Source organism: Pseudomonas sp. P179, from assembly GCF_000478485.2.
GTDB lineage: Bacteria > Pseudomonadota > Gammaproteobacteria > Pseudomonadales > Pseudomonadaceae > Pseudomonas > Pseudomonas aeruginosa.
In genome coordinates, this window is the sequence record NZ_KI517354.1 from 928,506 (window position 1) to 941,610 (window position 13,105).

The 13,105-nt window shown below is 69.2% G+C and carries 9 protein-coding genes and 2 riboswitches; of the genes, 4 read left to right on the top strand and 5 right to left on the bottom strand.

The features are described from left to right. The first annotated feature begins 332 nt into the window (after positions 1 to 332). A complete protein-coding gene (gene paaP / locus HMPREF1224_RS16990) occupies positions 333 to 1,943 on the top strand; it encodes an aminopeptidase PaaP (RefSeq protein ID WP_003101464.1) in 1,611 nt (536 codons plus the stop codon). An 86-nt stretch (positions 1,944 to 2,029) separates the two neighbouring features. Here the strand turns inward: paaP and HMPREF1224_RS16995 are convergent, their stop codons facing one another. The 3 genes from HMPREF1224_RS16995 to HMPREF1224_RS17005 form a co-directional block, all read right to left on the bottom strand. Then, on the bottom strand, positions 2,030 to 3,169 hold the full coding sequence (locus HMPREF1224_RS16995) for a thiolase family protein (protein WP_003101465.1): 1,140 nt from the start codon (positions 3,167 to 3,169) through the stop codon (positions 2,030 to 2,032). A gap of 121 nt (positions 3,170 to 3,290) precedes the next feature. Further along, positions 3,291 to 3,935: a vWA domain-containing protein gene (locus HMPREF1224_RS17000; protein WP_003119819.1), complete on the bottom strand. Its 645-nt coding sequence runs from the start codon at positions 3,933 to 3,935 to the stop codon at positions 3,291 to 3,293. 20 nt (positions 3,936 to 3,955) lie between these two features. Then, the gene (locus HMPREF1224_RS17005) at positions 3,956 to 4,972 is read right to left on the bottom strand and encodes a magnesium chelatase ATPase subunit I (protein WP_003114001.1); all 1,017 of its coding nucleotides are present in this window, start codon (positions 4,970 to 4,972) and stop codon (positions 3,956 to 3,958) included. A gap of 570 nt (positions 4,973 to 5,542) precedes the next feature. On the opposite strand from HMPREF1224_RS17005, the gene HMPREF1224_RS17010 reads away from it, so the two are divergent. Further along, positions 5,543 to 6,637, top strand: coding sequence for a 3-deoxy-7-phosphoheptulonate synthase (locus HMPREF1224_RS17010; RefSeq protein ID WP_003114000.1), 1,095 nt, complete (start codon positions 5,543 to 5,545; stop codon positions 6,635 to 6,637). A 28-nt stretch (positions 6,638 to 6,665) separates the two neighbouring features. On the opposite strand, the gene cobN is transcribed toward HMPREF1224_RS17010, so the two are convergent. Together cobN and cobW are read right to left on the bottom strand one after the other, a co-directional pair. Beyond that, on the bottom strand, positions 6,666 to 10,412 hold the full coding sequence (gene cobN, locus HMPREF1224_RS17015) for a cobaltochelatase subunit CobN (RefSeq protein WP_003113999.1): 3,747 nt from the start codon (positions 10,410 to 10,412) through the stop codon (positions 6,666 to 6,668). Between the two features lie 75 nt (positions 10,413 to 10,487). After that, positions 10,488 to 11,540 carry a cobalamin biosynthesis protein CobW gene (gene cobW / locus HMPREF1224_RS17020; protein ID WP_010793187.1) on the bottom strand — a complete coding sequence of 351 codons (1,053 nt, stop codon included), beginning with the start codon at positions 11,538 to 11,540 and terminating at the stop codon, positions 10,488 to 10,490. 120 nt (positions 11,541 to 11,660) lie between these two features. Continuing rightward, positions 11,661 to 11,852: riboswitch (cobalamin riboswitch) on the bottom strand. A 58-nt stretch (positions 11,853 to 11,910) separates the two neighbouring features. Then, positions 11,911 to 12,061: riboswitch (cobalamin riboswitch) on the top strand. 101 nt (positions 12,062 to 12,162) lie between these two features. Here cobW and HMPREF1224_RS17025 point away from each other — a divergent pair. Then, on the top strand, positions 12,163 to 12,345 hold the full coding sequence (locus tag HMPREF1224_RS17025) for a CbtB domain-containing protein (RefSeq protein ID WP_003091059.1): 183 nt from the start codon (positions 12,163 to 12,165) through the stop codon (positions 12,343 to 12,345). A gap of 17 nt (positions 12,346 to 12,362) precedes the next feature. Continuing rightward, positions 12,363 to 13,064 carry a CbtA family protein gene (locus tag HMPREF1224_RS17030; protein WP_003091061.1) on the top strand — a complete coding sequence of 234 codons (702 nt, stop codon included), beginning with the start codon at positions 12,363 to 12,365 and terminating at the stop codon, positions 13,062 to 13,064. Positions 13,065 to 13,105 lie beyond the last annotated feature (41 nt).

Below are 13,105 nucleotides of genomic sequence, written 5' to 3' on the forward strand. Positions count from 1 at the left end.
TGACAGCGCTGGTGCCAGCCACTTCCGCTCGCGCGCTTATCCGCGCGCCAGACGGTTTCCTTCCTGCTGCACCATCCTCCCAGCCCCGACCAACGGCCATGGGCCCGCGCCGAAGGGCATTAATGATAGAAAGCCGCCCTCCATCCCGCCAGCGAGCTATCAGCAATTCTTCCACAAAAAGTTGATGAAATTCACATTTCAGGAATTACGCCAGGACAGCCCGGAAAGCGCTCCTAGTCTGGCAGTCAGGCCGTGCCCGAGGCGGCATTTCGGGCAATAGCGCCATGCCATCAACGGCTTATCGATCATCGCCTCACAAGGAACGGAGTCTCATGAGCAACAAGAACAATCTCAGATACGCACTCGGCGCCCTCGCCCTCTCGGTTTCCGCCGCATCCCTGGCGGCACCTTCGGAAGCGCAACAGTTCACCGAGTTCTGGACGCCCGGCAAACCCAACCCGTCGATCTGCAAATCGCCGTTGCTGGTCAGCACCCCGCTTGGCCTGCCGCGCTGCCTGCAAGCCAGCAACGTGGTCAAGCGCCTGCAGAAGCTGGAGGACATCGCCAGTCTCAACGACGGCAACCGCGCCGCCGCCACGCCGGGCTACCAGGCCTCCGTCGACTACGTGAAGCAGACCCTGCAGAAAGCCGGCTACAAGGTCAGCGTGCAGCCCTTCCCGTTCACCGCCTACTACCCGAAAGGCCCGGGTAGCCTGAGCGCCACCGTGCCGCAGCCGGTCACCTACGAATGGGAGAAGGACTTCACCTACCTGTCGCAGACCGAGGCAGGCGACGTCACCGCCAAGGTGGTCCCGGTGGACCTGTCCCTCGGCGCCGGCAACACCTCCACCAGCGGTTGCGAGGCGGAAGACTTCGCCAACTTCCCGGCCGGCTCGATCGCGCTGATCCAGCGCGGCACCTGCAACTTCGAGCAGAAGGCCGAGAACGCCGCGGCCGCCGGCGCCGCCGGGGTGATCATCTTCAACCAGGGCAACACCGACGACCGCAAGGGCCTGGAGAACGTCACCGTGGGCGAGTCCTACGAGGGCGGCATCCCGGTGATCTTCGCCACCTACGACAACGGCGTGGCCTGGTCGCAGACCCCGGACCTGCAGTTGCACCTGGTGGTCGACGTGGTACGCAAGAAGACCGAGACCTACAACGTGGTCGCCGAGACCCGTCGCGGCAACCCGAACAACGTGGTGATGGTCGGCGCGCACCTCGACTCGGTGTTCGAAGGCCCCGGTATCAACGACAACGGTTCGGGCAGCGCCGCCCAACTGGAGATGGCCGTGCTGCTGGCCAAGGCGCTGCCGGTCAACAAGGTGCGCTTCGCCTGGTGGGGCGCCGAGGAAGCCGGCCTGGTGGGCTCGACCCACTACGTGCAGAACCTCGCCCCGGAAGAGAAGAAGAAGATCAAGGCCTACCTGAACTTCGACATGATCGGCTCGCCGAACTTCGGCAACTTCATCTATGACGGCGACGGTTCCGACTTCGGCCTCCAGGGTCCGCCCGGCTCGGCCGCCATCGAGCGCCTGTTCGAAGCCTACTTCCGCCTGCGCGGCCAGCAATCGGAAGGCACCGAGATCGACTTCCGCTCCGACTACGCCGAGTTCTTCAACAGCGGCATCGCCTTCGGCGGCCTGTTCACCGGCGCCGAGGGCCTGAAGACCGAAGAGCAGGCGCAGAAGTACGGCGGCACCGCCGGCAAGGCCTACGACGAGTGCTACCACAGCAAGTGCGACGGCATCGCCAACATCAACCAGGACGCCCTGGAGATCCACAGCGACGCCATGGCCTTCGTGACCAGTTGGCTGTCGCTGTCGACCAAGGTGGTCGACGACGAGATCGCCGCCGCCGGCCAGAAAGCACAATCGCGGTCGCTGCAGATGCAGAAGAGCGCCAGCCAGATCGAACGCTGGGGTCACGACTTCATCAAGTAACCGCGACTACCCTGCGCCGGGCCGCCGGCGCAGGTTCCCCATCCAGGCCCGGCTCATCCACCGGGCCTTTTTTCATCGGCGCGCGATCACTCCACCGCTTCCAGCAGGGTCGCCACGCCCTGGCCGCCGGCGATGCACTGGGTGGCGATGGCATAGCGCCCGCCGGTGCGCCGCAGCAACGCAGCGGCCTTGCCGGTGATCCGCGCGCCGGTGGCGCCCAGCGGATGACCGATGGCCAGGGCGCCGCCATCCAGGTTGATCCTGTCCATGTCCAGCCCCAGTTCGCGGATGCAGGCGATGGATTGGCTGGCGAAGGCCTCGTTGATCTCCACCAGGTCGATGTCGGCGATGCCCAGCCCGGCCCGTTGCAGAACCTTGCGCGTCGCCTGCACCGGCCCCATGCCCATGATCTCCGGCGCACAACCGGCCACCGCCACCGCCTTGATCCGCGCCAGGATCGCCAGCCCGTGGCGGCGCGCGAAGTCCTCGCTACAGACCAGCAGCGCGGCGCTGCCATCGGTGAGCGGCGACGAGGTGGCGGCGGTGACGCTGCCGCCGAACGCCGGCTTCAACTGGGCCAGGCTCTCCAGGTTGGTACCCGGGCGGATGCAGCCATCCTCGGCGACCCGGCCGGCGGGGGTGTCGATGGCGACGATCTCCTCGCGCAGCAAGCCGGCCTCGCGCGCGGCGACTGCCTTGGCGTGGGAGCGTACGGCCATCTCTTCCTGCTCGACGCGGCTGACGGCGTAGCGCTCGGCGACATTCTCGGCGGTCTGCCCCATGCTCATGTATACCGCCGGATAGTCCTGCAGCAACGCGGGATTGGGCGACAGGTTGAAGCCGCCCATCGGCACCCGCGTCATCGACTCTACCCCGGCGGCGATGAAGGCTTCTCCGGCGCCCAGCAGGACTTGCCCGGCGGCGTAGTGGACGGCGCTCATGGACGAACCGCAGAAACGGTTGAGGGTCGCACCGCCGAGGCTCTGCGGGAAGCCGGCACGGAAACTGGCGATGCGCGCGATGTTCATGCCCTGTTCCGCCTCCGGATAGGCGCAGCCCATGACCACGTCCTCCAGCAGCGCAGGGTCGAGATCGAGTTTCTCCACCAGCCCCTTGAGCACCGCGGCGGCCAGGTCATCCGGGCGGATATCGACCAGCGCGCCTTTCCTGGCGAAGTGGAACGGCGAACGGGCGTAACCGGCGATAACGACTGAAATCGGCGACATGAGGATATCTCCGTGAGATGGATTGGCTGGATCGCAGGAAGATATTACGCGCATAATATTTATTGAATTACAGTCGAAATACAATTTGACCGAAAAAGCCGCAGGACTCGCCGAAACGCCCTCAGACTTCGTTCAATTCGCTGATATGCCGATACTCGGCCCCCAGTTCCCGGGCCAGGCGCTCGGCCTTGCCCAGGCGCAACGGGCCGCTTTCGAGGTCGACCAGCAGGCTCGGGCAGGCAGCCTCCGGCAGCGCCGGCCAGTCGCGCAGACGGCCGTCGGTAAGCACCAGCAGACGCTGATGCTCGGCGGGTTTCTGCCGCTGTCGGCGCGCCAGCCAGCCAGCGGCCTGGTGCAGGGCGTCGAGCAGCGGCGTACCGCCGCCGGCGCCCAGCTGGCGCAGCCAGTCCTGCAACTCCCGCGAGGCCTTCTGCCCCTGCCAGAGCCATTGCGCCTGCTGCCCGGTGGCATGCAGCACGGCCAGGCGGATGCGCTGCCGATAAGCCTCCTCGAACAGCGTCGCCAACACTCCCTTGGCCTGGGCCAGGGCGCCGTACCGGCGGGTGCTGGCGGAGGCATCGACGATCACCAGCCAGAGTTCGCCCGGGCGCCGGCTGCGCGGCTGGCGAAGCAGGTCGCGGCGCTGTCGGGGACGTCCGCGCAGCAGGGTCGGCAACCATTGGATGGCGCCCTCCGCACCCTGGCTCAGGGCGCCGCCAAGTCCGCCGCGCAGGGCTCCGGGTCTGCTCCTGGCATCCGCACCCATGACCGAGCGCGGGCGGATGCTCAGGGCTTTTTTGGCCAGCGCGGCAGCTCGCGGGCGGTCCCCATGGCCACCGGCCGAGCCGGCAATTCGCCCCACTGCCCTTCGCCGTCGCCGGTGCGCTCCGGGAGCGCGACAGGGGCCGCCGCGGGCGGTGGCGGTGGATTGGCCGCCGATGGTGGCGGGTTCGACTGGCGACGGCGATGCAGCAGGGCGAAATGTTCCACCGCATCGATGTCCTCCGCCTCGATCCGCTCGCCGCCGCGCCAGGCCGCATGGGCGCGCGCCGCGCGCAGCCAGACCAGGTCGGCGCGCAGGCCATCGACAGCCGCCTCGAAGCAGCGTCGAGCGATGCTGTCCAGCGCCGCATCGTCCAGGGGAATCCGCGCCAGCCGCCGGCGCGCCTCGGCGCAACGGCGGCGCAGGGTGTCCTGCTGGCCTTCCCAGCGTTCGACGAAGGCCTGCGGGTCGGCATCGAAGGCCAGCCGGCGACGGATGATCTCTGCCCGCTCGGCCGGCGGCGGCTGGGTGTCGAGACGCACGTTGAGGCCGAAACGGTCGAGCAGTTGCGGGCGCAGTTCGCCCTCTTCCGGGTTCATCGTGCCGATCAGCACGAAACGCGCCGGATGCCGGTGGGAAATGCCATCGCGCTCGACCAGGTTGACGCCGCTGGCGGCGACGTCGAGCAACAAGTCCACCAGGTGGTCCGGCAGCAGGTTCACTTCGTCGACGTAGAGCACGCCGCCGTCGGCCTTGGCCAGCACGCCCGGGGAAAACCGCGCGCGACCTTCGCCGAGGGCGGCGTCCAGGTCGAGGCTGCCGACGATGCGCTCCTCGCTGGCGCCCAGCGGCAGGGTAACGAACTCGCCCGCCGGCAGCAGTTCGGCGACGCCCCGCGCCAGGGTCGACTTGGCCATTCCGCGCGGCCCCTCGATCAGTACCCCGCCGATCGCCGGATCGACCGCGGCCAGGCACAGCGCCAGCTTCAGTTCGTCGGCGGCGACCACGGCGGACAGGGGGTAATGCACGGTAGCGCTCATGGGGATTCCTGCGGCGGACGGACGGAAATACGGACCGCCAAGTCTATCAGGCCGGCGGCGCCGGTATCGAACCGTGAAACAGTCGTTGAACCGGCCGCCTCGCTTGCAGTAAGCTCGGGACTCGTTCACGGGAGAAACCCATGCCGCACACCCGCCATCCGCACCTGCATTCCAGTGCCTCGCGCCCTGGCTTGTCGTTGCGCGCGCGTGCGCCGCAGGCACCCCGTGCCGCGTATTTCTTCGGGTATTGGTTTAGCCACTCCGGCGCCTGATACCCCAACGGCGCCCACGGTATACGGGACGCCTACCCTGCACACGCAAACCCCCGGTCGGCTCCCCGACCGGGGGTTTTGTTTTTCCGGCCCGTTTTTCCGGCCCACAAGGCCACAACCACAGACCAACGCACAGGACATCGATCATGACCGCATACCGCTACCGCACTGGCTACCCGCTCAACACCTGGCGATTTAGCGACGGCCGCCAGCCGCTCGCCAACCCACGACATTGCCGAACACCTCGATAGGGCACGACGCGCGCGGGACGCCCGCCGCCAGCCCAGGAAGCCAGACCATGAACTCATCCGTATCCGCACTGACCACCCTTTCGCCGAACGTCCAGGCCGTCGCCCTGCCCAGCGCCACCGCCCGTACCGCCCTGGAACGCCTGCCCAGCCCGCTCGAACTCAAGGCCCGCCAGCCGTTGCCGCTGGAGCTGGCCAGCCAGGTCGCCGCCAGCCGCGACGCCATCCGCGCCATCCTCGACGGCGACGACCCGCGCCTGCTGGTGGTAGTCGGTCCCTGTTCGATCCACGATCCCCGCTCCGCCCTCGAATACGCCGAACGCCTCGCCGCGCTGAGCGACGAACTCGACGGCCAGTTGCTCCTGGTGATGCGCGCCTACGTGGAAAAGCCACGCACCACGGTGGGCTGGAAGGGCCTCGCCTACGATCCGCACCTGGATGGCAGCGACGACATGGCCGCCGGCCTGGCGCTGTCCCGGCAACTGATGCTGGACATGCTGCGCCTCGGCCTGCCGCTGGCCACCGAACTCCTGCAACCGCTGGCCGCCGGCTACTTCGACGACCTGCTGAGCTGGGCGGCGATCGGCGCGCGCACCAGCGAATCGCAGATCCACCGCGAGCTGGTCAGCGGCCTCGGCCTGCCGGTGGGCTTCAAGAACGGCACCGACGGCGGCGTCGGCATCGCCTGCGACGCGATCCGTTCGGCGGCCCACGGCCACCGCCATTTCGGCCTCGACCCGCACGGTCACCCGGCGCTGATCGAGACCCGCGGCAATCCGGACACCCATGTGGTGCTGCGCGGCGGCCGCCACGGTTCGAACTACGGCCCCGAGCAGGTGCAGGCCGTGCGCCAGGCCCTGGAAAGCCAGGGCATCGCCACGCGGATGATGGTCGATTGCAGTCACGCCAACAGCGGCAAGAACCCGCTGAACCAGCCCGGCGTCCTCGCCAGCGTGCTGGACCAGCGCCTGGCCGGTGCCAGCGACCTGGTCGGGGTAATGCTGGAAAGCCACCTGTTCGACGGTTGCCAGGCGCTCGGCGGCGAACTGCGCTACGGCGTCTCGATCACCGACGGCTGCCTCGGCTGGGAAGGCACCGAGCGGATTCTCCGCGACGCCGCCCGGCGGCTCGCCGAGCGGCGCTGAAAGCGGTGGGAGCGGCCATGCCGCTCCGCTATTCCTCTTCGACGTCCAGCAGCAGGTTCTCCAGGGCCTCGCGATAGGCCCCCGGCTCCTGCCAGAGCCCGCGCCGCTGCGCCTCCACCAGGCGCTCGGCCATGTCGCGCAAGGCTTGCGGATTGTGCTGGCGGACGAACTCGCGGGTCTCCGCGTCGAGCAGGTAGGCGTCGGCCAGCAGCGCGTACTGGTGGTCGTCGATCAGCTCGCTGGTGGCATCGAAGGCGCACAGGTAGTCCACCGTCGCCGCCAGTTCGAAGGCGCCCTTGTAGCCGTGGCGCTTCATCCCGGCGATCCACTTCGGATTCACCGCCCGCGCCCGCACCACCCGGTTGAGTTCTTCCTTGAGCGTGCGGATGCGCGGGTTGTCCGGCTGGCTGTGGTCGCCGTGGTAACTGGCCACCGGCGCGCCGCGCAGGGTTTCCACCGCCGCCAGCATGCCGCCCTGGAACTGGTAGTAGTCGTTGGAATCGAGCAGGTCGTGCTCGCGGTTGTCCTGGTTGTGCAGCACCGCCTGCAGGCGTTCCAGGCGCTGGGCGAAGCGTTCCCGCGCCGGCGTGCCGTCGTCGGCGGCACCGTAGGCGTAGCCGCCCCAGTTCAGGTAGACCTCGGCAAGGTCGGCGCGGGTCTCCCACAGCCGCTCTTCGATTGCGCCCTGCACGCCGGCGCCGTAGGCACCCGGCTTGGCGCCGAAGATCCGCCAGCCGGCCTGCCGGCGCGCCTCCGCCGGCGCCGTGCCCTGCGCCTCGAGGCGCTGGCGCTCCAGGCGTACGCGAGCGGCCAGCGGGTTCAGCTCCTCCGCCTCGTCCAGCTCGGCGACCGCCTGCACCGCCGCATCGAACAGGCGGATCAGGTTGGCGAAGGCGTCGCGGAAGAACCCGGAGACCCGCAGCGTCACGTCGACCCGCGGGCGGTCCAGCAGGGAGACCGGGAGGATCTCGAAATCGGCGACGCGCTGGCTGCCGGCCTGCCAGACCGGTCGCACGCCGAGCAGGGCCAGGGCCTGGGCGATGTCGTCGCCGCCGGTGCGCATGGTCGCCGTGCCCCACACCGAGAGGCCGAGCTGGCGCAGGTGATCGCCATGTTCCTGCAGGTGACGCTCGAGCAGCAGGTTGGCCGACTGGAAGCCGATGCGCCAGGCGGTCGGGGTCGGCAGGTTGCGCACGTCCACCGAGAAGAAGTTGCGTCCGGTGGGCAGCACGTCGAGTCGCCCGCGACTCGGCGCGCCGCTCGGACCGGCCGGTACGAAGCGCCCTTCGAGGGCTGCCAGCAGCCCGTCGATCTCGGCCCCGCCACAGGCGTCCAGGGTCGGTGCCACCTGTTCGCACAAGCCGCGCAACACCTCGCCGCTGGCACGCCAGGTGGCAGGCGGCGATTCGCCGCCCAGGCAGCGTTCTATCCAGTGCAACGCCAGCAATTCCAGGCGTTCGCGGGTATCCCCGAGAGTACGCCAGGGCTCCCCGCCCCGCTCTTCCAGGCAGGCAGGCCGCGCGCCCTGCCAGGCCTCGCCCATGTCGCAGGCCAGCGGATCGAAGCCCAGGCCAAGGTCGTCCGCCAGGCTCTTCAGCAACCCGGCGTTGGCGCCCTTGCCATCGCCGCGCGGAACCCGCAGCAGCGCCAGCAGGGTATCCAGGCGCAATCGCCCGCTCGGCGACTCGCCGAACACATGCAGGCCGTCGCGGATCTGCGACTCCTTCAGGTCGCAGAGATAGGCGTCCAGCTGCGGCAGCCAGCTGTCCGGATCGTCGCTGAGCTGCAAGCCGATCTCGCGGTCGAGACGGTTGTCGCGCAGGAGGACGAGAATCTCGCCGCGCAACTGTTCGGCGCGGCGCGGGTCGAGCAGCGAGGCATCGTAGAACTCGTCGGCCAGGCGCTCCAGGTCGCGCAGCGGGCCGTAGCTCTCGGCGCGGGTCAGCGGCGGCATCAGGTGGTCGATGATCACCGCCTGGGTGCGGCGCTTGGCCTGGGCGCCCTCCCCCGGATCGTTGACGATGAACGGATAGATGTTCGGCAGCGGACCGAGCAACGCGTCCGGCCAGCATTCGGCGGACAGGCCGACTCCCTTGCCCGGCAGCCATTCCAGGTTACCGTGCTTGCCGACGTGCAGCAGGGCATCGGCGCGGTAGGCGTGGCGCAGCCAGAAGTAGAACGCCAGGTAGCCGTGCGGCGGCACCAGGTCGGGATCGTGGTAGACCGCCGCCGGATCGAGCTGATAGCCGCGCGCCGGCTGGATGCCGACGAAGGTCAGGCCATAGCGCAGGCCGGCGACCATCATCCGTCCGTCGCGGAACATCGGGTCCTGTTGCGGCTCGCCCCAGCGCGCCAGCACCGCCTGGCGATTGCGCTCCGGCAGGCGTGCGAAGCAGGCCAGGTAGTCGTCCAGCGCCAGGCTCTGGGCGCAGGGCCGTAGGTCGAGATGCTCCAGGTCGTTGCTGACGCCGCCGAGCAACTGGCGGATCAGCTCGGTTCCGCTGGCGGGCAGTCCGTCGACCGGATAGCCCTGCTGGCGCAGGGCACGAAGGATGTTCAGCGCCGCCGCCGGGGTGTCCAGGCCGACGCCGTTGCCGATCCGGCCATCGCGGGTCGGGTAGTTGGCCAGCACCAGCGCCACCCGTTTTTCCGCGTTTGGCTTGCGCGCCAGCTCGGCCCAGCGCCGCGCCAGTTCGGCGACGAAATCCATGCGCTCGTCGTCGGCGAGATAGCAGACCACGTCGCTCTCGCTGCGTTCGCTGCGCCAGGCCAGGCCCTTGAAACTGATCGGCCGGGTGACGATGCGCCCGTCCAGCTCCGGCAGCGCCACGTGCATGGCCAGGTCGCGCGGCCCCAGGCCTTGCGGGTTGTCCAGCCAGAGCGGGCGGTTGTCCAGCGAGCAGATCGCCTGCAACACCGGCACGTCGCGACGGAACGGACGCAACTCGGGCGCCTCCGGATTGGACTGGGCGAAACCGGTGGTATTGACGATCAGCGCGGCGTCGCTGCGCTCCAGCCAGTCTTCCACCTGCGCCAGGCAGGCGCTTTCCTTGAGGCTGGCCAGCGCGATCGGCAACGGGTTGAGCCCCTGCGCCGCGAGGCGTTCGCAGAAGCGTGCGATGAAGGCGGTGTTGGCTGCCTGCAGGTGGGTGCGATAGAACAGCAACGCGACCACCGGACGCCCGGCCTGCCAGTCGGCACGCCAGTGTTCCAGGGTCGCCTCGGCATGCCGTGGATGGAACAGCGCCACCCGCGGCAGCGCCTGCGGTTCGCGCCAGGCGTAGTCGCGGCCGAGGCACTGGCTGGCCAGGCAGCGGTAGAACTGCCCGGCGTTCTCCAGGCCGCCCTGGCGCAAGTATTGCCAGAAGCGCTCGGCCTGCTCCGCCGGCAGGTTGCCAAGGGCGCTCAGCTCCGGGTCGGGGCGGTCGTCGCCGGGCACCGGGATCAGCAGCGCGCCGCGCTCGGCCAGCGCCACCAGTTGCTCCACGCCGTAGCGCCAGTAGCCGATGCCGCCGTGCAGCGAAAGCAGGATCACCCGCGCGTGCCGCAGCACTTCCTCGACGTAGAGGTCCACCGAGGCGTGGTTCTGCAACTGCATGGGGTTGGCCAGGCGCAGGCTCGGGTAGTCGTCCGGCAGCGCACGGGCGGCCTCGGCCAGCAATGCGAGGTGCGAATCGCCGCTGCAGAGGATCACCAGCTCGGCGGGAGTCTGGGCCAGGTGGGCGATGCCGTCGTCGGGAACGAAGCCGCCGGGTTGGGTGCGCAACAGGTGCATGGACGTTCTACCGGTAGGACGCAAGAAGCTGGGGCCGGCGAATCGCCATCGCCGGCCCCGGCCGGGGATCACGGATCAGGCAAGCGCTGTGCGCAGCTGGTTGGCAATGGCGGCCTGGTCCAGCTCCTGGCCGATCACCACCAGCCGGGTGCTGCGGACTTCGTCGGCCAGCCACTTGCGGTCGAAATGCCTGTCGAAGCGCTTGCCGACGCCCTGTACCAACAGGCGCAGGGGCTTGCCCGGAATGGCGGCGAAACCCTTGATGCGAAGTATGTCGTGACGCTCCACCAGCTCGCCGAGGGCCTCGAGCAGCGCAGCTTCCTCCACCTCGGGGAGATCGACGTGGAAGGAGTCGAACTCGTCGTGGTCGTGGTCCTCGTGGCCTTCGTGGTCGTGGTGGGTCGGCCGGCCGTCGATGTGCAGCTCGGCCTCGGCGTTGAGTCCCAGCAAGACCGGCAGCGGCAGCTCGCCCCGGCTCGCCTCGACGATCTTCACCGCCGCCGGCAGCTCCCCGGCGATCTCCGCGCGGACCCGCGCCAGGGCCTCGGCGTCGAGCTGGTCGGCCTTGTTCAGGATCACCAGGTCGGCACTGGCCAACTGGTCCTCGAACAGTTCGTGCAGCGGCGATTCATGGTCGAGGTTGGGGTCCTGGCGGCGTTGCTGGTCCACCTGCTCGGGATGGGCGGCGAAGGTACCGGCCGCCACCGCCGGACTGTCGACCACGGTGATCACCGCGTCGACCGTGCAGGCGTTGCGGATTTCCGGCCACTGGAAAGCCTGCACCAGCGGCTTGGGCAGGGCCAGGCCGCTGGTCTCGATGAGGATCTGGTCAAGGTCGCCGCGGCGCGCCACCAGCTCGCGCATCACCGGGAAGAACTCTTCCTGCACGGTGCAGCACAGGCAACCGTTGGCCAGCTCGAAAACGCGGCCCTGCGCCTCTTCTTCGCTGCAGCCGATGGAACATTGCTTGAGGATCTCGCCGTCGATGCCGAGTTCGCCGAACTCGTTGACGATCACCGCGATGCGCCGGCCTTCGGCGTTGTCCAGCATGTGCCGGAGCAAGGTGGTCTTGCCGGCGCCGAGGAAGCCGGTGACGATGGTGACGGGGAGTTTCGCCAGGGTTTTCATGGGCAGCCCTTGTTCAGCTCGGCGGGCATGCGGACGAGTGGCGCGGACGCAGGGGCCGCGCAACGGATTCGCCACCGGATCACCCCGCCCGGTTGTATGGAAGTCTTGTCCCCGGGCATCGCGCCACGGGATCGACGAGGCAGGTCTCCTGGCTCACGGTCTGGCGTCTCCGCCGGTTCCCCGCCTTCCCGCGTCACGCAGTGGCATTGGGGAACGATCGCCGTTCACAGTTGCGGGGGCAGCCGCGGCATCGACCGCGTTCCCTCTTAGCCCCGCCGTCGCCGGCGAGGAACCTCGAACCGGCAAGGCTACGCAGTGCGCGGGCCAGGGTCAATCGGGCCGGTTGACGCCCGGCGGTCCTTCATGCTGTCCTAGGCGGGTTGTCCCAGGTGTCTCGTGCCGGCGCGCACGAGGTGAAACGGGAAGCCGGTGACGCTCTCCGAGCCAGTCCGGCGCTGCCCCCGCAACGGTAAGCGCATCGCGCGCGAGCCCGGAGACCGGCCTGGAACCTTTCGTTTGATTCACCCGCGGTGGGCGGGCGCAAGCGTGAAGCGGGCCGTCCGGGCCTGTTCCTCGTGCGTACTCCTCTGCCACGCCCATGCCAATCCAGAGGGAACGCACCATGTCCAGCAGCACCCTGGCGCACGCCAGCTCCACCACCTCCCTGTCGAAGCGACTGAGCCTGGCCATCGGCGCCGGCCTGCTCGGCGCGCTGCTGGTCTATTTCGCCGGTTTCTCGCACATCGACGCGGTACACAACGCCGCCCACGATACCCGGCACAGCTCCGGCTTCCCCTGCCACTGAGTCGCGAGGGAACCAGAATGATCAAGCGCATCGCCCAGACCGCCGGCTTCGCCGGCCTGCTCGCCGCCCTGCTGCTGACCCTGCTGCAGATTCTCTGGGTCACCCCGCTGATCCTCGAGGCGGAGACCTACGAGAAGAGCGAGCCGGTCGCGGCCCAGCCCCACGAACACGCCCCCGGCGTCGCCGCCCATGTCCACGACGAGGAGGCCTGGGAGCCGGAGGACGGCTGGCAGCGTACCCTCTCCACCACCGGCGGCAACCTGGTGGTGGCGGTCGGCTTCGCCCTGATGCTCGCCGGCCTCTTCACCCTGCGCGCGCCGGGCCAGACCTGGCAGGGCCTGCTCTGGGGCCTGGCCGGCTACGCGGTGTTCTGCCTGGCGCCGTCGCTGGGCCTGCCGCCGGAGCTGCCGGGTACCGCCGCGGCCGACCTGGTGCAACGCCAGTACTGGTGGATCGCCACCGCCGCCGCCACCGCGGTGGGCCTGGCCCTGCTGGTGTTCGGCGGCAACTGGCCGCTGAAGCTGGTCGGCGCCGTCCTGCTGGCGCTGCCGCACCTGTTCGGCGCGCCGCAGCCCGAGGTCCATGCCAGCCTGGCGCCGGAAGCCCTGGCCCAGCGTTTCGTGGTCGCCTCGCTGGTCAGCAATGCGCTGTTCTGGGCCGCCCTCGGCCTGGCCGCTGCCTGGCTGTTCCGGCGCAACCGGGGCGGCGTCGACGCCTGACCGCCTGCCACCCGCGACCCTTGCCGGTCGCGGGTCCATAG